This is a genomic window from Hydrogenophaga sedimenti, from assembly GCF_051857515.1.
Taxonomy (GTDB): Bacteria; Pseudomonadota; Gammaproteobacteria; order Burkholderiales; family Burkholderiaceae_C; genus Hydrogenophaga.
The window spans coordinates 1-18,547 of the sequence record NZ_JBPZHA010000012.1 but is presented as its reverse complement, the minus strand read 5'-3'; the positions used below and the strand labels follow the sequence as shown (position 1 = coordinate 18,547).

The following is an 18,547-nucleotide window of genomic DNA, read 5'->3' as shown; positions in this document are numbered from 1 at the left end:
GGCCCTGCCCCGGCGTCAGGGCGTCAGGGCGTCAGGGCACGGTCCAGACTGGCCTGGAACGCCTGGGCGTTCTGGAAACCGATGACCTTGTGCACAACACCGTCGGTCCTGGACGGGTTGAAAAAGAGCACGCCCGGCGGACCGAACAGGCCGTAGCGCTTGAGCAGTTCCCGGTCGGCGCTGTTGTTGGCGGTGACGTCCACCTGCAGCAGCTTGACCGGCGACAGACGCTGGCGGACCTCCGGCTGGCTGAAGGTCAGGGTCTCGAATTCCTTGCACGCGACGCACCAGTCGGCGTAGAAATCGAGCATCACGCGCTGACCTTCCTGGCCCGCCTTGGCCAGCGTCGCGTCGAGTTCGCGCAGGTCCTTGATGCGCTGGAACGGCAGGCTGGCTTCGGTGGCGGTGGCCGATCCGGTGCCGTTGCCGGGCCGCAGATGGGCCAGCGGCTGCAGCACCGAGTTGCCGCCGGATGCGGCACCAACGAGCAGGATGGCCGCGATGCCGCCAAGGGCGACGGCAACAGCCCGTGCCGCCGGGCGGGTGGCATGGCGGTCCGGATGGTGACCGAACAGGCCCAGCAGCGCGGCGCCCGCCAGTGCCCAGGCCGCCCACAGCAGCATGTGCACCGACGGCGGAAGCACCGGCGAAACCAGCCAGATGGCGACGCCGAACAGCACCATGCCAAAGACCTTCTTGACCTGTTCCATCCAGGTGCCCGCGCGGGGCAACAGGCTGCCGGCCGACAGCCCGACCAGCAACAGCGGCACGCTCATGCCCATGGCCATCACGAACAGCGCAACACCGCCCATCACGACGTCCTTGGTCTGGCTGATGTAGACCAGCGCACCCGCCAGCGGCGCCGCCACGCAAGGCCCCACGACCAGCGCCGACACGCCACCCATCAGGAACACGCCGATGAAGGAACCACCTGAAAAGCGGTTGGACCACTGGGTGGCGCGGGTCTGGACAAAACTGGGCATCTGCAATTCGTACACGCCGAACATCGACAGCGCCATCGCGCTGAGCAGGACCGCGAAGGCACCCAGCACCCAGGGGTTCTGCAGGAAGGCGGCCAGCCCTTCGCCGGCCAGCCCGGCGGCCACGCCAAACGCTGCGTAGACCAAGGCCATGCCAACCGAATACGAGAGCGACAGCAGAAAGCCCCTGGCGCGTCCCACGGGAGCGCCCTGGCCGGCGATCAATGACGAGAGGATGGGCACCATTGGCAACACACAGGGCGTGAAGGCCAGCAGCAGCCCCGCCACGAGGAAAGCACCGGCCACCTTGAGCAGGCTGCCCGAAGCCAGAGCGCGGGCGATTGCGTTGTTGCCGTCGTCTGGGGTGGCCGCCGCCGCGGGCCTGGCGGTGTAAGCCGCTTCCAGCTTCAGTTCGCGCGACTCGGGCGGGTAACACAGGCCGTCGTCGGCACACCCCTGCCAGCCAATGGTCAGGCTGCGGCTGGTGCCGCGGACCAGGCGCACGTCGATGTCCACCGGAGCCGTGTAGACCGCCATCGAACGGTTGAAGTTGCTGTCGAAAACCTCCTTGGCCTTCGGCAGGGCGACGGCCTTCCATTCGGTCGCCGGTCCTTCGCCCTGGAAGGAGATCCGGTCGCGGTAGAGGTGGTAACCGGGCGCCACCTGCCAGTGCACGCGGACGGTCTGGTCCGGCTGTGGTGTGGTCGTCAGGACAAAGGCCTGCTCGGGCGGCAGGAAGTCCTCGGCAAGGACAGATCCAGACAGGGCAAACAGGCCGAACAGGGCGCCGAGCAGGCGCAATGTCCAGCCACGTGACCGAACGCGCATGGCGGCTCTCCGTGGGGTGGCAAGGCCGCTATTGGATCATGATTTGGGAATTAATCCCAAATTTAAGAAATCTCAGTGTGTCGAACTGTTGCCGGCACCACGCGCGAGCAGGGCGCTGAACAGCCGGTGTTCGCATCCGGGGTCGCTGCACTTCTCGCAGCTCCAGGGGCGGCGGCCTGACGCCCAGTCGGGATCGCTGGCCAGCAGGTCGCGGCCGAGAGCGGGGCCGAGTGCACGACCGATGGCGCGCAGTGCCTGCTGTTCGCGGGCTTTTCCCTGGCCATAGACCGTCTGGAACGGCAGGCCGGCAGACTGCAGCTCGCGCCGCAGCACCGCGTCGGTGGCGTCCCGCACCGCCGGGCTGTCGCGAAAGAACCCGTCCGACACCCAGGGCAGGTCCAGTCCCATGAGCAGTGTCAGACCGACGGTTTGCTGCCAGCGCAGGGCATCGGGCAGCAGTGAACCGTCATTGAAGTACAGCTCGCTGTATGCTGCGATCACCAGCGGGGCGGTGTCGGCGATCACGATCTGCGGGGACGCCTGGCGGGCCGCATCGTCGATCCGCCGGGCCTGTTCGCGGGCCAGGTCGGCCTGTTCGTCGGCACGGGGCGCGCGGCCATGCGCCTCGCACCAGTGGCGCAGGTGTTCGGAAACCAGGAGGGTGGACAGACCTCGCGCTGCAAGCTGGGCGCACAGGGCGTGCGCAAGCGTGGTCTTGCCGGTGGATTCGCCGCCGAGCAGCGTGACAACCAGTGCCACGGCCTCGCTCAGGGCTTCTTGTGGGCGATCTGGACGAAGATCTCGTTGGGCCGGACCATGCCCAGATCCTGACGGGCCATCTCTTCGACCATGCCCAGCCCTTCGTGCAGGTCGCGCACTTCGTTGGCCAGGCGGTCGTTGCGCCACTGGGCCTGCCGGTTGACCGATTCGAGCAGCGCCAGTTCGGCCTTCATGCGCGACACCTGGGGCACGCTGCCCCGGCCAAACCACAGCTGCGCGTGCACGACGAGCAGCAGCGTGATCAGGAGGCCGGGGACGAAGCGGTTTGCCATGGGCGGAGTTTAGCGCTCAGCAGGGCTTCACTTGAGGTTGTAGAACGCAGCGCGGCCGGGGTAGACGGCCACGTCGCCCAGGTCTTCCTCGATGCGCAGCAGCTGGTTGTACTTGGCCATGCGGTCCGAGCGCGACAGCGAACCGGTCTTGATCTGGCCGGCGTTGGTGCCCACCGCGATGTCGGAGATGGTGCTGTCTTCGGTTTCGCCCGAGCGGTGCGAGATCACGGCGGTGTAGCCGGCGCGCTTGGCCATCTCGATGGCGGCGAAGGTCTCGGTCAGGGTGCCGATCTGGTTGATCTTGATCAGGATCGAGTTGGCGATGCCCTTGTCGATGCCTTCTTTCAGGATCTTGGTGTTGGTGACGTACAGGTCATCGCCCACCAGCTGCACCTTCTTGCCCAGGCGCTCGGTCAGCACCTTCCAGCCGTCCCAGTCGCCTTCGGCCATGCCGTCTTCGATCGAGATGATGGGGTACTTGTCGGCCCAGGTGGCCAGCATGTCGGTCCACTGCTCGGCCGTCAGCGCGATGCCGCCTTCGCCTTCGAGCACGTACTTGCCGTCCTTGTAGAACTCGCTGGCGGCGCAGTCCAGGCCCAGGGCGATCTGTTCACCGGCGGTGTAGCCGGCCTTGTCGATGGCCTGCAGGATCAGTTGCAGCGCGGCTTCGTGGTTCTCGACCGACGGGGCAAAACCGCCCTCGTCGCCGACGGCGGTGCTGATGTGCTTGTCGTGCAGGATGGCCTTGAGCGCGTGGAACACCTCGGCACCCCAGCGCAGGGCTTCGCGGAACGATGGAGCGCCCACGGGGATGATCATCAGCTCTTGCAGGTCGAGCGAGTTGTTGGCGTGCGCGCCGCCGTTGATGATGTTCATCATCGGCACGGGCATCTGCACCGCGCTCATGCCGCCGAAGTAGCGGTACAGCGGCAGGCCGGCTTCTTCGGCCGCGGCACGGGCCACGGCCATCGACACGGCCAGCATGGCGTTGGCGCCCAGGCGGCCCTTGTTCTCGGTGCCGTCGAGGTCGATCAGGGTCTTGTCCAGGAAGGCCTGCTCGGAGGCGTCCAGGCCCAGCACGGCTTCGCTGATTTCGGTGTTGATGTTTTCAACGGCCTTGAGCACGCCCTTGCCCAGGTAGCGCTTCTTGTCGCCGTCGCGCAGTTCGATGGCTTCGCGCGAGCCGGTGGAGGCGCCGGAGGGCACGGCCGCACGGCCCATCACGCCCGATTCCAGCAGCACGTCGCATTCGACGGTGGGGTTGCCACGGCTGTCCAGGACTTCGCGGCCGACGATATCAACGATTGCACTCATCTTTTCTACCTTTGGAACAAGTCAAACAAGAAAACAGGGGAAGGCGCTCACGCGCCCTCGACAGCAAACATGCGGATCGAGCCCGCACCCTCACGCAGCGTGCGCGCATGGGTGTAGGTCTCGGAGCGGTAATAGGCCTGCGCGGTGGCGAGGTCCCGGAACTTCAGCACCACGACCCGTTGCGGGTTCCAGTCGCCTTCGAGCGGCTCGACGCGGCCACCGCGCACCAGCACCTCGGCGCCGAACTGCTGCATGGCGCGCGTGCTCCACTCGCGGTAGACCTTCATCTGCGCTTCGTCGGTGACGGTCACGTCCGCAATGATGTACCCGCTCATTGGAAATCGTTCTCCAGCAGCGGGTTTGTTTTGGTTACGGAATCCAGGGCCACCAGGGTTTCCAGCAGCGCCTTCATGCGGCCCAGCGGCACGGCGTTGGGTCCGTCGGACCAGGCCTCGGCCGGCTTGGGGTGGGTTTCCATGAACAGGCCAGCCACACCCGCGGCGACGCCGGCACGGGCCAGCACCGGCACCATCTCGCGGGCGCCGCCGCTGACTGAGCCGAGTCCACCAGGCTTCTGCACCGAATGGGTCACGTCGAACACCACCGGCGCGCCGGACTTGCGCATCTCGGCCAGGCTGGTCATGTCGGCCACGAGGTTGTTGTAGCCAAAGCTCACGCCGCGTTCGCAGGCCAGGAAGCGGTCTTCCGACAGGCCGGCGTCCTTGGCGGCGGCGCGGGCCTTGTCGATCACGTTCTTCATGTCCCAGGGCGCGAGGAACTGGCCCTTCTTGATGTTCACCGGCTTGCCCGACTGGGCCACCGCGCGGATGAAATCGGTCTGGCGGCAGAGGAAGGCCGGGGTCTGCAGCACGTCCACGACGCTCGCGACATCGGCCACCTGGGCTTCGTCGTGTACGTCGGTCAGGACGGGGAGACCCAGTTGCCGGCGCACTTCATCGAGGATCTTCAGGCCGGCGTCGATGCCGACACCGCGCTGGCTGGTGCCCGACGAGCGGTTGGCCTTGTCGAACGAGCCCTTGTAGATCAGCGGAATGCCCAGCGCCGAGCAGATTTCCTTGAGCTGGCCGGCGACGTCCAGGGACATCTGCAGCCCCTCGATCGAGCAGGTGCCCGCGATCAGGAAAAAGCGCTTGTCGAGGCCGACGTCGAATCCGCAGAGTTGCATGGGCATGGGACGCTCAGCCGATCAGGCCACGGCCTTGAGTTTCTGGCGACCGTGGTGCTCCACCGCGGCCTTGATGAACGCGTTGAACAGCGGATGGCCGTTCCACGGGGTGGACTTGAACTCGGGGTGGAACTGCACGCCGATGAACCAGGGGTGCACGGCCTTGGGCAGCTCGACGATCTCGGTCAGCTGCTCGCGCTGCGTCAGCGCCGAGATCACCAGACCCGCCTTGCGCAGCTGGTCGAGGTAGTTCACGTTGGCTTCGTAGCGGTGGCGGTGGCGCTCGGTCACGACGTCGCCGTAGATGCTGTGGGCCAGGGTGTCCTTGGCCACGTCGGAGCTCTGGGCACCCAGGCGCATGGTGCCGCCGAGGTCGGAGCTGGCGTCGCGTTTCTGGATGCTGCCGTCGGCGTCTTTCCACTCCTCGATCAGCGCGATCACCGGGTGCTGGCAGGCCGCGTCGAACTCGGTGCTGTTGGCGCCTTCGAGGCCGGCCACGTGGCGCGCGTATTCGATGGTCGCGACCTGCATGCCCAGGCAGATGCCCAGGTACGGCACCTTGTGCTCGCGGGCGAAGCGGGCGGTGTTGATCTTGCCTTCCACGCCGCGCTGGCCGAAGCCGCCGGGCACGAGGATCGCGTCGTACTGCGCCAGCTTCTGGGCGGCGTCGGCGCCTTCCATGGTCTCGGAATCGACGTGGTCGATCTTGACGCGCACATGGTTGCGCATGCCGGCGTGGCGCAGGGCCTCGTTGACCGACTTGTAGCTGTCCGACAGGTCGACGTACTTGCCGACCATGGCGATCCTGACTTCACCTTGCGGGTGCTCGGTCTCGTAGACCAGATCGTCCCAGCGCTTGAGGCTGGTGGGCGGCGTGTTCAGGCGCAGCTTGTCGCAGATCAGGCCGTCCAGGCCCTGCTCGTGCAGCATGCGCGGCACCTTGTAGATGGTGTCCACGTCCCACATGCTGATCACGCCCCATTCGGGCACGTTGGTGAACAGCGAGATCTTGGCGCGTTCCTCTTCGGGAATGCGGCGGTCGGCGCGGCACAGCAGGGCGTCGGCCGAAATGCCGATCTCGCGCAGCTTCTGCACCGTGTGCTGGGTCGGCTTGGTCTTGAGTTCGCCGGCCGCGGCGATCCACGGCAGGTAGGTCAGGTGCACGAAGGCCGAGTTATTCGGGCCCATGCGCAGGCTCATCTGGCGCACGGCCTCGAGGAAGGGCAGGGACTCGATGTCGCCCACCGTGCCGCCGATCTCGACGATGGCCACGTCCACCGCGTCGGGGGTGCCGATGCCGGCGCCGCGCTTGATGAATTCCTGGATCTCGTTGGTGACGTGAGGAATGACCTGCACCGTCTTGCCGAGGTAGTCGCCGCGGCGTTCCTTCTCCAGCACCGACTGGTAGATCTTGCCGGTGGTGAAGTTGTTGGTCTTCTTCATGCGCGTTTCGATGAAACGCTCATAGTGACCAAGGTCCAGGTCGGTTTCGGCACCGTCGTCGGTGACGAACACCTCGCCGTGCTGGAACGGCGACATGGTGCCCGGGTCCACGTTGATGTACGGGTCGAGCTTGATGAGGGTGACTTTGAGGCCGCGCGATTCAAGGATCGCAGCCAAGGAAGCAGAAGCAATGCCCTTGCCGAGGGAGGACACCACACCGCCGGTGACGAACACGAATTTGGTCATGTCTCGGGCGAGCCGTTAGCTCGCAGGAGGTGGAAATGCCGATTATAGGCGGCACCCCCCGGTCCACCCACCGCCCGGGAACCTTCCGGGCTCCGGTTTTTGGTGTAGAAATTCGTATCCACCTGATACATTGCCCTCCCATGAACGAGCTCTCCGGAAAACACATCGTCCTCGGTCTGTCGGGCGGCATTGCCTGCTACAAGGCGGCCGAATTCTGTCGCACCCTGATCAAGGCCGGTGCGACGGTGCAGGTCGTGATGACCGAGGCGGCCGGCCAGTTCATCACGCCGGTGACCATGCAGGCGCTGTCGGGACGCCCGGTGTTTTCTTCCCAGTGGGACGACCGCAGCGCGGCGGGTGTGGACAACAACATGCCCCACATCAACCTCAGCCGCGACGCCGACGCCATCGTGATCGCGCCCGCCAGCGCCGATTTCATGGCCAAGCTGCTGCACGGCCGGGCCGACGACTTGCTGAGCCTGATGTGCCTGGCCCGCCCGCTGGAGAGGGTGCCGCTGATCCTGGCACCGGCCATGAACCGCGAGATGTGGGCCCACCCGGCCACGCAGCGCAATGTGGCGCAGCTGCGCACCGACGGCGCGACCGTGCTGGACGTGGGCATCGGCGAGCAGGCCTGTGGCGAGACGGGCGACGGCCGCATGCTCGAACCCGACGAACTGCTGTACGAGCTGATTCGCTTCTTCACGCCCAAGCTGCTGGCGGGGCAGCATGTGCTGGTCAGCGCCGGTCCCACCTTCGAAGCGATCGATCCGGTGCGTGGCATCACCAATCTTTCCAGCGGCAAGATGGGTTTTGCCATTGCCCGTGCGGCCCACGAGGCGGGGGCCAACGTGACGCTGGTCGCCGGCCCGGTCAGCCTGGCCACGCCGCGCGGGGTCGGGCGCATCAACGTCAAGACCGCGCTGAACATGCAGAAGACCCTCAACGTGCTGAGCCAGAACGCGACGGTCTTCATCTCAGCGGCGGCGGTCGCCGACTGGCGTCCGGCCGAATCGGCGGTGCAGAAGATCAAGAAGGACGGCACCGGGCAGGTGCCGCCGCTGACTTTTGTCGAGAACCCCGACATCCTCAGCGGCATTGCCAACAGCCCGCGCGCCCTGAACAAGTCGCTGTACTGCGTCGGCTTTGCCGCCGAAAGCGAAGACCTGCTGGCCCACGCGCAGGCCAAGCGCGTGCGCAAGGGCGTGCCGCTGCTGGTGGGCAACATCGGTCCGGACACCTTCGGTCAGGACGACAACGCACTGCTGCTGATCGACGACCAGGGCAGCGCCGAGCTGCCGCGGGCCTCGAAGCTGGACCTGGCGCGTCAGCTGGTGGCCGAGATCGCGCGCCGGCTGCCCAACCCTTCGCCGCTGCCGGTGCAGGCGCCCGCGGCTCCGGTCGCTCCGGTGACCGCCTGAATCCGGCCGCGGCCGGAAACCATCAATCCCACCAGGGCAGCAGCCGCTTCATCGCGGCCACCTCGCCGCAGTGGTCGGTGGCATAACCGGGCAGGGCGTTGAGCGTGTCCTGCCAGGCGCGGCTGCGCAGCAGGGCCAGCAGCTTGAGCATCGCCGGCTGTTCCAGCGCGGACTTCAGACTCACCAGCAGGTAGCGCTCGTCGGTCAGCGGCACGAAACCCAGTCCGTAGTCGCGCGCCGCGTACAGCGTGCCCAGGCCGACGTCGGCTTCGCCGGCGGCGATCGCCTGCGCCACGGCGGCGTGTGAGGCTTCGTCGCGGTCGTAGCCCTGCAGGGCCCCGGCCGCCAGACCGCCCTGCGCCAGCAGTTCATCGAGCAGCAGCCGCGTGCCGGTGCCACGGGAACGGTTGACGAAACGCGCCCGGGTGGCGATCACGTCGCGCAGTTCGTTGAGCCGCAGCGGATTGCCCGGCGCAACCATCAGGCCTTGCGCACGGCGTGCGAAACCGATGATCTTGTGGGTGCCGGGCTTGAGCAGCGGGCGGTAGGTGCGGGCGCTGAGGCTGCCGGCGGCCGCGAACGGCTGGGTGTGGAACGCCGCCAGTTGGCAACGCCCTTCGTTGAGGGCGCGGATCGCGTCCACGCTGCCGGTGAACCGGATGTCCAGATGCAGGTTCGGGCGCGACGGCAGCTTGGCCGGCGTCATGCCGGCGGCCACTTCCTGCAGCACGGTCAGCGCGTGGTCGTGGCTCGCGTAGAGCGTGAGCAGGTCGCTGGGCGCGGCTTCGCTGTCCTCGAAGGCCAGGGCAAAGGCCCGTTCCAGCTCGGCACGCAGCGCTTCGGTCTGCGGGCCCAGCCGGGCCTGCGCCAGCCGCTCGGCCATCAGCAGGCGCTGACCAAAAGGGCTGAGTTGCGCCGCCTGACCACGTTCCCAGAGGATCAGCGGCTGGCCCAGTTCCTGCTCCCATTCCTTGAGTTGTCCCCACACGTGACGGTAGGACAAGCCGATCAGTCGCGCCGCGCCGGAAATCGAACCCTGGTTGCGCACGGCCTGCAGCATGTCGATCAGGGGATTGCGCAGCAGTGCCGCCCCGAGAGCGGGGCCGCTGGCGCGTTGCTGGGTGATCGAATAGGACAGCTGAATCTTTCGCATCGAGCGAGTGTGCCAAAGCCGGAAGGACACGTCATCGATGCTTATGAAATGGTCTTCATACATGGTGTGTCCCGAGAAATGGCGGGTCCCGCGTCGCTTAAGCTCAAGAGAACCTATGAACACGTTTTCCGACAGCGCGGCCACAGCGCTGCAACTCATCGTCTCCGGAGATGCGGCCCTTTGGGCCATCGTGCTGCGCTCGCTGTCGGTGAGCGCCACCGCCTGCCTGCTGGCCTGCAGCCTGGGGCTGCTGCTGGGGGCCTGGCTGGCGGTTGCGCGTTTTCCGGGCCGCCCGGCGCTGCTGACGCTGCTCAACACCTTTCTGGCGATCCCTTCGGTGGTGGTGGGTCTGGTGATCTACCTGCTGCTGTCGCGCTCGGGTCCGCTGGGGTTTCTCGGCTGGCTGTTCAGCTTCAAGGCCATGGTGGTGGCGCAGTCGATCCTGGTGCTGCCGCTGGTGACGGCGCTGACGCGCCAGGTGGTCGAGGACGCCGACCGGCAGCACGGCGAGCAGCTGACCTCGCTGGGCGCGCGCACCGGCCTGCGCAGCCTGCTGATGGCCTGGGATGAGCGCTATGCGTTGCTCACGGTGCTGATCACGGCATTCGGCCGAGCGGTTTCCGAGGTCGGCGCGGTGATGATCGTCGGCGGCAACATCGACGGCTTCACACGCGTCATGACCACGGCGATCGCGCTGGAAACCAGCAAGGGCGACCTGCCGCTGGCGCTCGGTCTGGGCATCGTGCTGCTGATGGTGGTGCTGGCGCTCAACACCGCGGTGTCGCTGCTGCGGCGCTGGCGCGAACACCTCGATGGTGGGGATCTGCGGATGGCCACGACATGAGCGCGTCGATGGTGAGCAGCGTCGTGCTGGCGCTGCGGGACGTGAACGTCAGCCTCGGCCCGGCCGCGCAGGTCGAAGCCCTGCGTGGCATGGCGCTGCAGGTGAAGGCCGGCGAGCGGGTGGCGCTGGTCGGGCCCAACGGTTGCGGCAAGAGCACGTTGCTGCGCACGCTGCACGGCCTGTTGCCACTGAGCGGCGGCGAACTGGTGTGCGCGCCGGGCGTGCGGCTGGCGATGCTGTTCCAGCGGCCACACATGCTGCGCATGTCGGTGCGGCGCAACCTGCAGCTGGGGCTGTGGCTGTCCGGTGTGCCTTGGGCGCAGACCGGTGCGCGGGCCGCCGAGGCGATGGAGCGCGTGCAGCTGGCGCACCTGGCCGAGCGCAACGGCCGTGCGCTGTCCGGTGGCCAGCAGCAACGGCTGGCGCTGGCGCGGGCCTGGGCGCTGCGGCCCGACGTGTGGCTGCTCGACGAGCCCACCGCGAGCCTGGACCCGCACGCCAAGCGCGATGTCGAAGCCCTGATCGCCGACTTCGCGTCCGAGCCCGCGCCCACCGGCCGGCCCGCGCCCACGCTGGTGTTCGCCAGCCACAACCTGGGCCAGGTCAAGCGACTGGCCAGCCGCGTCATCTACATGGAGCAGGGCCAGGTGCTCGCCGACCTGCCGGTGCTCCAGTTTTTCGATCAGTCCCTGCTGGAAGCCCGCTTCCCGCAGGCCAGTGCTTTTGTCAAAGGAGAAACCGCATGAAAAATCAGATGAATCACCCCTGCCGCGCTGCGCGCGACCCCCTCAAGGGGGCGGCACTGGCCGTCCGGCAAAGCCGGCCCGGCGCAGCCCTGGTTCGGGCAGCTTCGCTCGTGGCGGCCTTCGCGACCGGATTGCTGGTCAGCACCGCTGCAATGGCGCAATCCAGCATCGTGATTGCCTCGACCACCTCGACCGAACAGTCGGGCCTGTTCGCGCACCTGCTGCCCGAGTTCAAGAAGGCCTCCGGCATCGACGTCAAGGTGGTGGCGCTGGGCACCGGCCAGGCCATCGACATGGCGCGCCGCGGCGACGCCGATGTGCTGTTCGTGCACGACAAGCCGGCCGAAGAGAAGTTCGTCGCCGACGGCTTCGCGGCCAAGCGCTTCGAGGTCATGTACAACGACTTCATCCTGGTCGGGCCCAAGGCCGATCCGGCCGCCACCAAGGGCAACGACATCGTGGCCGCCTTCAAGAAGCTGTCCGCCGGCAATGCGCCCTTCGTCTCGCGCGGCGACAAGAGCGGCACGCACGCGGCCGAGCTGCGTTTCTGGAAGATGACCGACAACGAAGCCGCCAAGGGCAGCGGCTACAAGGAGTGCGGTTGCGGCATGGGCCCGGCGCTGAACATGGCGGCCTCGACCGGCGGCTATGTGCTGGCCGACCGCGGCACCTGGCTGAACTTCAAGAACCGCGCCGATCTGGCGGTGCTGGTCGAGGGCGACAAGCGCCTGTTCAACCAGTACGGCGTCATGCTGGTGAGCCCGGCCAAGTTCCCGAACGTCAAGGCCGCTGAAGGCCAGAAGTTTGTCGACTGGGTGACCGGCGCCGCTGGCCAGAAGGTGATCGCCGACTACAAGATCGGCGGCGAGCAGCTGTTTTTCCCCAACGCTAGCAAGTGATGCCCCCCTGCGCCGCTTCGCGTCTTCCCCCCAGGGGGACGGCGCGAGTGGCCCGGCGAAGCCGGTTCCACCGCACCTCTGGATCAGGCACCTCGCGCCGGACGCGCAGGCCTTCAGCGCACCATCGCCACGCCCTTGATCTGGGCGTAGACCCGCAGGCCTGGTGCAATGCCAAGCCGGCGGGCGGAGAGGTGGCTGATGCGTGAGAGCAGTTGGGTGTCGTCCCCGGGTCGCAGGCTCACCAGCACCTGGCCGGGGGCGTCGTCCACCACCTGCACCACGGTGCAGGGCAGCACGTTGAGCACGCTGGTCTGCTCCGGTTTCAACAGAGACAGACTCACGTCGCGTGCCTGGATGTGCAGCCGCACCCGCGTGCCGGTCGCGAGACGTTGCTGCCGCGCCCGGGGCAGCATCAGCTGGCCGCCGTCGAAATCGAGCACCTGCAGCTGGTCCTCTGGCGAGTAGCCGCTGGCCTTCGCCACGATCACCGACACGGCGGCGTCGCCGCGCGAGAGCGGCAGGTCGGTGCGGGTCAGCACCTCCGTCAGCGCACCCTGGGCCTGCACGCGCCCCTGGTCCAGCAGCACCACGTGGTCGGCCAGCCGCGCCACCTCGTCGGTCGCGTGGGTCACGTACACCACCGGCAGGTCCAGCGCTTCGTGCAACTGCTCCAGCCAGGGCAGGATCTCGGCCTTGCGCGCAGCGTCCAGCGCCGCCAGCGGCTCGTCCATCAGCAGCAGCCGCGGGCTGGTGGCGAGCGCGCGCGCGATGGCCACGCGCTGGCGCTCGCCGCCGGAGAGTTCGCGCGGGCGGCGTGGCAGCAGCGGGCGGATGCCCAGCAGGTCCAGCCCGTGGTCCCAGCCGTGGCGGCGCTCGGCCGCAGGCGTGCGGTCGAAACCGAAGCGCAGGTTGCCCTCAACCGTGAGGTGGTCGAACAGGCTGGCTTCCTGGAACACGTAGCCGACGGCGCGGCGGTGCGTGGGCAGGAACACGCCGCGCGCGCTGTCCTGCCAGGTCTGGCCGTCGACAACCACCGCGCCGCGCGCCTGCCGTTCCAGCCCGGCGAGCACGCGCAGGCAGGTGGTCTTGCCCGAGCCCGAGGGGCCGAAGAGGGCGGTGATGCCGTGCGCGGGCAGTTCGAGCGCGACGTCGAGCGCGAAGTCCTGGCGCGCGAGTTGTGCCTTGAGGATCAGCGGCGCGTCGCTCATGCTCTGACCCCCCGCGCCTGCCGGCCGTTGTAGACCTGCAGCGCCAGCAGCACCACAAACGCGAACACCAGCATGACGGCGGCCAGCCGGTGCGCGTCGGCGTATTCGAGTGCCTCGACGTGGTCGAAGATCTGTACCGACACCACGCGCGTCACGCCCGGGATGTTGCCGCCCACCATCAGCACCACGCCGAACTCGCCCACCGTGTGCGCGAAGCTCATGATGCAGCCCGTCACGATACCCGGCCGGCACAGCGGCAGCACCACGTGCAGGAAGCGGTCCAGCGGCGAGGCGCGCAGCGTGGCCGCGGCTTCGAGTGGACGCTCGCCCAGCGCCTGCATGCTGTTGAAGATGGGCTGCACCATGAACGGCAGCGAATAGAACACCGACGCCACCACCAGCCCGGCGAAGGTGAAGGGCAGGGTGGGCAGGCCCAGCGCCAGCATCCATTCGCCCACCGGCCCCTTCGGTCCGAGCGCCACCAGCAGATAGAAGCCCAGCACCGATGGCGGCAGCACCAGCGGCAGCGCCACCAGCGCACCCACCGGCCGCGCGACCCAACTGCGCGAGCGCGCCAGCCACCAGGCCAGCGGCGTGCCCAGCAGCAAGAGGATCAGCGTGGTCAGCGCCGCGACCTGGAAGGTCAGCCAGAGCGCTTGCCAGTTGTCGGGAGTAAGAAGCATGGGGTTTCAGGTCCAGAACCCGGCGCAACCGGCTTGGCCGGGGCGCAACGGGTTGCCCCCTGGAGGGGGTGACGCGAAGCGGCGCGGGGGTGTTTCAAATGTCATAGCCGTAAGAGCGGATCAGGTCCCTGATGTTCGTGCTCTGCAACAGCTTGACCAGCGCCTGCGCCGCCTCGTTGCCAGCACCTTTCTTCAGGACCACGGCGTCCTGGCGGATCGGGTCGTAGTGCGCCTGCGGGATCATCCAGACCGAACCCTCCTTGAGCCGGCCGCCGTCGAGCACCTGCGACAGTGCCACGAAGCCCACGTCCGCATTGCCGGTCTTCACGAAGCTGTAGGTCTGCCCGATGCTCTCGCCCTGCACCAGCTTCGGCGTGAGCGAAGGCGCCAGGCCCAGCCGCTCCATCACCTGCACCGCCGCGGCGCCATAGGGCGCGGTCTTGGGGTTGGCGTAGGCCACCTTGCCCAGCGCCGCCGACTTCAGCACCTCGCCCTTCGCATCGACCCTGTTCGCGTCGGCCGACCACAGCACCAGCTTGCCGGTGGCGTAGGTGAAGCGCGTGCCCGGCTGCGCCAGCCCGTCCTTCTCCAGCAGCTCGGGCCGCTCGTTGTCGGCCGAGAGAAAGATGTCGAACGGCGCGCCGTTCCGGATCTGCGTGTAGAACGCCCCCGATGCGCCGGTCGAGATCTTCAGCGTGTGGCCGGTGGTTTTCTGCAGCACCGCGGCAATCGCCCTGATCGGCTCGGCGAAGTTGGCGGCGACAGCGACCTGGGCTTCGGCGGCCTGGGTGGCGCCGTGGGCGACGGTGACGAAGAGCAGGGCGGCCAGGCGGTGAGCAGGGATGTGCATGGTGACCTCGGTGTGGGGCGGGACACGCGACGGAGTTCGTTATCCCGAATTGGAATAGCGAGTGTAGCGGGTGTGGACCCGGGATGCAGTGCCACGCGGTGCCTGGGCCGCCCGCGTGACTGCGTTAATCTGTCGGCACACGCAAGGTCCGGACGCCAGCCATTCAGATGTCTCTTTTTGATCTGCCCCCGCTTTCCAGCAAGACCCGCGAAATGCGGCGGGTCTTCGGTGCCATCCATTCCAACAGAACCTGGGGCGACTGTGAATCGAGTTCGGGGCCTGGCTCGACGCGGGAGCGTGCGGCCCAGTTTCTCCCGGATCTCATCGCGCTGGTGCGGTCGCTGGGCACCAGATGCCTGCTGGATGTGCCGTGTGGCGACTTCAACTGGGCGGCGCCGCTGGCCGATGCGGTGGATCGTTATGTCGGGGTGGATGTGGTTCCGGCGCTCGTCAGTGACAACGAGAAGCGCTGGGCCTCTCCCCGCCGGCAATTCCTCTGCCGCGACATGGTTCGCCAGCGTCTGCCGGCGGCCGACCTGGTGTTGTCTCGCGATGCCCTGGTGCACCTCTGCGAAGAAGACGTCATGCGTGCGGTCGCCAATCTCCGGCGCACGGGCGCGAGGTACCTGGTGGCAACGACCTTCGTGGGCGACCGCGGCAACGAGGACATTCCGACCGGAGCGTGGCGCCCGCTCAACATGCAGCGTCCGCCCTTCAATTTTCCAGAGCCCCTCTCGCTGATTGATGAACGCTGCCACCACACCGGCGGCATCTATGCGGACAAGCACCTGGGGGTCTGGCGCTTTGAGGACCTGCCCGCATGGCGGGCCTGAGAGTGCCTCAAGCCATGAAGCCAGCCCTGAAGGCGCCGTCGCACGCCGCCCTCTCCGACGCCCTCGGCCACGCCCCCAGCGACAAGCGGCTGGAGGTGCTGCGCCGCGTCGCCGAAACCGGATCGATCTCGCAGGCCGCGCGCGACGCGGGCATCAGCTACAAGGCGGCCTGGCAGGCGATCGACACGCTGAGCAACCTGAGCGGGCAGCTCCTGGTGGCGCGCACCGTGGGCGGCTCGGGCGGTGGTGGTGCGGTCATCACGCCGCAGGGGCAGCAACTGCTTTCTCTGGCGGACGAGCTGGCGCTGGCGCGCGAGGCGGTGCTGTCCCGCTTTGCCGGCGGTTCTTCGCTGTCGTTCGGCCTGGGGCTGCGCACGAGCATGCGCAACCAGCTGCCGTGCGACGTCGAAGCGGTGGAGCCGCTGGGGCAGGGCGACCCGACGGTGCTGGTGCGGCTGCGCACGCCCGGGCAGGCGCTGCTGACCTCGAGCGTGACACGCGAGAGCGCCGACCTGCTGGGGCTGCGCGCGGGGCTGGCGGTGCTGGTGCTGTGCAAGGCGACGGCGGTGCGCATCGGCCGGGGGGCGGTGGAAGACGCACCCGGTCACAGTGTGCTGCCGGGCCGCATCGAGCGGCTGGCGCGCGGGCAGGGACGCGACGAAGTCGTGCTGGCGCTGGACGGCGGCGGTCAGTGGGTGGGCTTTGCCGGGCATCCGTTTGTGGCGCGCAAGGGGCAGAGGGCCTGGGCTTCGATGGGGGGGTCGGCGCTGGTGGTGGGTCTCGCGGGCTGAGCGCGGGCGGACCGTCACTTATGCACGGCGGTGCCGTACCGCGCTGGCGCAGTGTCACGCACGCCGCGCCGGATGGATCACCCAAGTGTCAAAAAAGAGAGCAGTCGTCTCAGTTTGAGTCGCTTCTGGCCGGTGGCACGGATGTTGTGAACAGAGAGACCAGCCGATCTGGCTTCTCTTTCCAACCACCCTTTCAGAGGAAGACACATGACGATCTACGCAGCTCCCGGCACCGAAGGCGCCAAGATTGCCTACAAGCAGCGCTACGACAACTTCATTGGCGGCAAGTGGGTTGCTCCGGTCAAGGGCCAGTACTTTGACGTGGTCACGCCGACCACCGGCAAGGTCTACACCCAGGCCGCACGCTCCACGGCCGAAGACGTCGAGCTGGCGCTGGACGCCGCGCACGCCGCCGCCGACAAGTGGGGCAAGACCGACGCCACCACGCGTTCGAACATCCTGCTCAAGATCGCCGACCGCCTGGAAGCCAACCTCGAGCTGCTGGCCTACGCCGAAACCATCGACAACGGCAAGCCGATCCGCGAAACCCTGAACGCCGACATCCCGCTGGCGATCGACCACTTCCGCTACTTCGCCGGCGCCCTGCGCGCCCAGGAAGGTGGCATCTCCGAGATCGACGAGAACACCGTGGCGTACCACATCCACGAGCCGCTGGGCGTCGTGGGCCAGATCATTCCCTGGAACTTCCCGATCCTGATGGCCGCGTGGAAGATCCCGCCGGCACTGGGCGCCGGCAACTGCATCGTGCTCAAGCCCGCCGAGTCGACCCCCATCAGCCTGCTGATCCTGATCGAACTGATCGCCGACCTGCTGCCCCCGGGCGTGCTGAACGTGGTCAACGGTTTCGGCCGCGAAGCCGGCATGCCGCTGGCCAGCAGCAAGCGCATCGCCAAGATCGCCTTCACCGGTTCGACCTCCACCGGCCGTGTGATCGCCCAGGCCGCCGCCAACAACCTGATCCCCGCCACGCTGGAACTGGGCGGCAAGTCGCCCAACATCTTCTTTGCCGACGTGATGGACAAGGACGATGGGTACCTCGACAAGGCGATCGAAGGCCTGGTGCTGTTCGCGTTCAACCAGGGTGAGGTCTGCACCTGCCCCAGCCGCGCGCTGATCCACGAAAGCATCTACGACAAGTTCATGGAGCGCGTGCTCAAGCGCGTGGCCGCGATCAAGCAGGGCAACCCGCTGGACACCGACACCATGATGGGTGCGCAGGCTTCCAAGGAACAACTGACCAAGATCCTGTCGTACCTCGACCTGGGCAAGCAGGAAGGCGCGCAAGTGCTGTGCGGCGGTGCACAGGCAACGCTGGGCGGTGACCTGGACGGTGGCTACTACGTGCAGCCGACCCTGTTCAAGGGCCACAACAAGATGCGCATCTTCCAGGAAGAGATCTTTGGCCCGGTGCTGGCCGTGACCACCTTCAAGGACGAAGCCGAAGCCCTGGCCATCGCCAACGACACGCTGTACGGCCTGGGCGCCGGTGTGTGGAGCCGCAATGGCAACGTGGCCTACCGCATGGGCCGCGCCATCAAGGCCGGTCGTGTGTGGACCAACTGCTACCACGCCTACCCGGCGCACGCGGCCTTCGGTGGCTACAAGGAGTCGGGCATCGGCCGCGAGAACCACAAGGACATGCTGGGTCACTACCAGCAGACCAAGAACCTGCTGGTGTCCTACAGCGAGCAAAAGCTCGGCTTCTTCTGACCACCCCCGCGCCGCGCCTGCGGCGCGTCACCCCCTCAAGGGGGCAACGCGGTGCGGCCTGGCAAAGCCAGGCCCAAAGCGTTCTGGGTTCAGGCATTTCGCGCCGGAACGGTTTTTGCCGTTCCGGCGTTTTCCGTTTGCGCAAGGAGACAGTCATGGTCGAGAAAGTCATTGCCACGCCGGCCGCGGTCGAGCTGATCGAATTCCTCAAGGCCAAGGGATGGTGTTCAAAACACGTTTAGCGCCAGCCGATAGCGGGCGGCTTGCCACGACATGAAACAGCGCGACTCGGAATCAGCGAATTCAACGCAGTTTCTGCGTTTGCACCGCCCGTTTTCG

At 67.3% G+C, this 18,547-nt stretch carries 18 protein-coding genes; 7 read left to right on the top strand and 11 right to left on the bottom strand.

Features of this window, described 5'->3' with window-relative positions; genetic code table 11:
* Window positions 1-23: 23 nt before the first annotated feature.
* The 7 genes from dsbD to pyrG all read right to left on the bottom strand — a co-directional run bounded on the left by dsbD (window position 24) and on the right by pyrG (window position 7,049).
* Entirely contained in the window at window positions 24-1,808 is a 1,785-nt protein-coding gene (gene dsbD / locus ACS5NL_RS18285; protein WP_439355383.1) for a protein-disulfide reductase DsbD, read from the bottom strand.
* Between the two features lie 72 nt (window positions 1,809-1,880).
* Window positions 1,881-2,567 carry an AAA family ATPase gene (locus ACS5NL_RS18280; RefSeq protein ID WP_439355382.1) on the bottom strand — a complete coding sequence of 229 codons (687 nt, stop codon included), beginning with the start codon at window positions 2,565-2,567 and terminating at the stop codon, window positions 1,881-1,883.
* Between the two features lie 8 nt (window positions 2,568-2,575).
* Window positions 2,576-2,860: an FtsB family cell division protein gene (locus tag ACS5NL_RS18275; protein WP_439355381.1), complete on the bottom strand. Its 285-nt coding sequence runs from the start codon at window positions 2,858-2,860 to the stop codon at window positions 2,576-2,578.
* Window positions 2,861-2,887: 27 nt separating this feature from the next.
* Window positions 2,888-4,174 (bottom strand): phosphopyruvate hydratase, encoded by a 1,287-nt coding sequence (gene eno, locus ACS5NL_RS18270; protein WP_411367124.1) that lies wholly within the window; start codon window positions 4,172-4,174, stop codon window positions 2,888-2,890.
* Window positions 4,175-4,221: 47 nt separating this feature from the next.
* Entirely contained in the window at window positions 4,222-4,509 is a 288-nt protein-coding gene (locus ACS5NL_RS18265; RefSeq protein WP_439355380.1) for a DUF1330 domain-containing protein, read from the bottom strand.
* A complete protein-coding gene (gene kdsA, locus ACS5NL_RS18260; protein ID WP_439355541.1) occupies window positions 4,506-5,360 on the bottom strand; it encodes a 3-deoxy-8-phosphooctulonate synthase in 855 nt (284 codons plus the stop codon). Before kdsA ends, ACS5NL_RS18265 begins: the two co-directional genes overlap by 4 nt.
* A 21-nt stretch (window positions 5,361-5,381) precedes the next feature.
* The gene (pyrG, locus tag ACS5NL_RS18255; protein ID WP_439355378.1) at window positions 5,382-7,049 is read right to left on the bottom strand and encodes a CTP synthase; all 1,668 of its coding nucleotides are present in this window, start codon (window positions 7,047-7,049) and stop codon (window positions 5,382-5,384) included.
* A 140-nt stretch (window positions 7,050-7,189) separates the two neighbouring features.
* Between pyrG and coaBC the strand changes: the two genes are divergently transcribed.
* Window positions 7,190-8,470 carry a bifunctional phosphopantothenoylcysteine decarboxylase/phosphopantothenate--cysteine ligase CoaBC gene (gene coaBC / locus ACS5NL_RS18250; RefSeq protein WP_439355377.1) on the top strand — a complete coding sequence of 427 codons (1,281 nt, stop codon included), beginning with the start codon at window positions 7,190-7,192 and terminating at the stop codon, window positions 8,468-8,470.
* A 22-nt stretch (window positions 8,471-8,492) separates the two neighbouring features.
* Here coaBC and ACS5NL_RS18245 read toward each other — a convergent pair whose 3' ends face one another.
* Window positions 8,493-9,623: a substrate-binding domain-containing protein gene (locus ACS5NL_RS18245; protein ID WP_439355375.1), complete on the bottom strand. Its 1,131-nt coding sequence runs from the start codon at window positions 9,621-9,623 to the stop codon at window positions 8,493-8,495.
* Window positions 9,624-9,738: 115 nt separating this feature from the next.
* Here ACS5NL_RS18245 and ACS5NL_RS18240 point away from each other — a divergent pair, with 115 nt between their 5' ends.
* From ACS5NL_RS18240 to ACS5NL_RS18230, 3 genes are all read left to right on the top strand, one after another.
* Window positions 9,739-10,467 carry an ABC transporter permease gene (locus ACS5NL_RS18240; RefSeq protein WP_439355373.1) on the top strand — a complete coding sequence of 243 codons (729 nt, stop codon included), beginning with the start codon at window positions 9,739-9,741 and terminating at the stop codon, window positions 10,465-10,467.
* Complete coding sequence (locus ACS5NL_RS18235) at window positions 10,464-11,213, top strand: ABC transporter ATP-binding protein (protein WP_439355372.1); 750 nt, start codon at window positions 10,464-10,466, stop codon at window positions 11,211-11,213. Before ACS5NL_RS18240 ends, ACS5NL_RS18235 begins: the two co-directional genes overlap by 4 nt.
* Before the next feature lie 152 nt (window positions 11,214-11,365).
* Window positions 11,366-12,112: an ABC transporter substrate-binding protein gene (locus tag ACS5NL_RS18230; RefSeq protein WP_439355540.1), complete on the top strand. Its 747-nt coding sequence runs from the start codon at window positions 11,366-11,368 to the stop codon at window positions 12,110-12,112.
* Between the two features lie 113 nt (window positions 12,113-12,225).
* Here the strand turns inward: ACS5NL_RS18230 and modC are convergent, their stop codons facing one another.
* The 3 genes from modC to modA form a co-directional block, all read right to left on the bottom strand.
* The gene (modC, locus tag ACS5NL_RS18225; RefSeq protein ID WP_439355370.1) at window positions 12,226-13,320 is read right to left on the bottom strand and encodes a molybdenum ABC transporter ATP-binding protein; all 1,095 of its coding nucleotides are present in this window, start codon (window positions 13,318-13,320) and stop codon (window positions 12,226-12,228) included.
* Entirely contained in the window at window positions 13,317-14,003 is a 687-nt protein-coding gene (gene modB, locus ACS5NL_RS18220; protein ID WP_439355368.1) for a molybdate ABC transporter permease subunit, read from the bottom strand. Before modB ends, modC begins: the two co-directional genes overlap by 4 nt.
* 94 nt (window positions 14,004-14,097) lie before the next feature.
* The gene (modA, locus tag ACS5NL_RS18215; protein WP_439355366.1) at window positions 14,098-14,853 is read right to left on the bottom strand and encodes a molybdate ABC transporter substrate-binding protein; all 756 of its coding nucleotides are present in this window, start codon (window positions 14,851-14,853) and stop codon (window positions 14,098-14,100) included.
* Window positions 14,854-15,020: 167 nt separating this feature from the next.
* Between modA and ACS5NL_RS18210 the strand changes: the two genes are divergently transcribed.
* The 3 genes from ACS5NL_RS18210 to exaC all read left to right on the top strand — a co-directional run bounded on the left by ACS5NL_RS18210 (window position 15,021) and on the right by exaC (window position 18,208).
* Window positions 15,021-15,686, top strand: a complete 666-nt coding sequence (locus ACS5NL_RS18210) for a class I SAM-dependent methyltransferase (RefSeq protein WP_439355364.1) — start codon at window positions 15,021-15,023, stop codon at window positions 15,684-15,686.
* A 14-nt stretch (window positions 15,687-15,700) separates the two neighbouring features.
* On the top strand, window positions 15,701-16,477 hold the full coding sequence (locus ACS5NL_RS18205) for a TOBE domain-containing protein (RefSeq protein WP_439355363.1): 777 nt from the start codon (window positions 15,701-15,703) through the stop codon (window positions 16,475-16,477).
* A 207-nt stretch (window positions 16,478-16,684) separates the two neighbouring features.
* Window positions 16,685-18,208 carry an acetaldehyde dehydrogenase ExaC gene (gene exaC / locus ACS5NL_RS18200; RefSeq protein WP_439355362.1) on the top strand — a complete coding sequence of 508 codons (1,524 nt, stop codon included), beginning with the start codon at window positions 16,685-16,687 and terminating at the stop codon, window positions 18,206-18,208.
* Window positions 18,209-18,547: the final 339 nt, after the last annotated feature.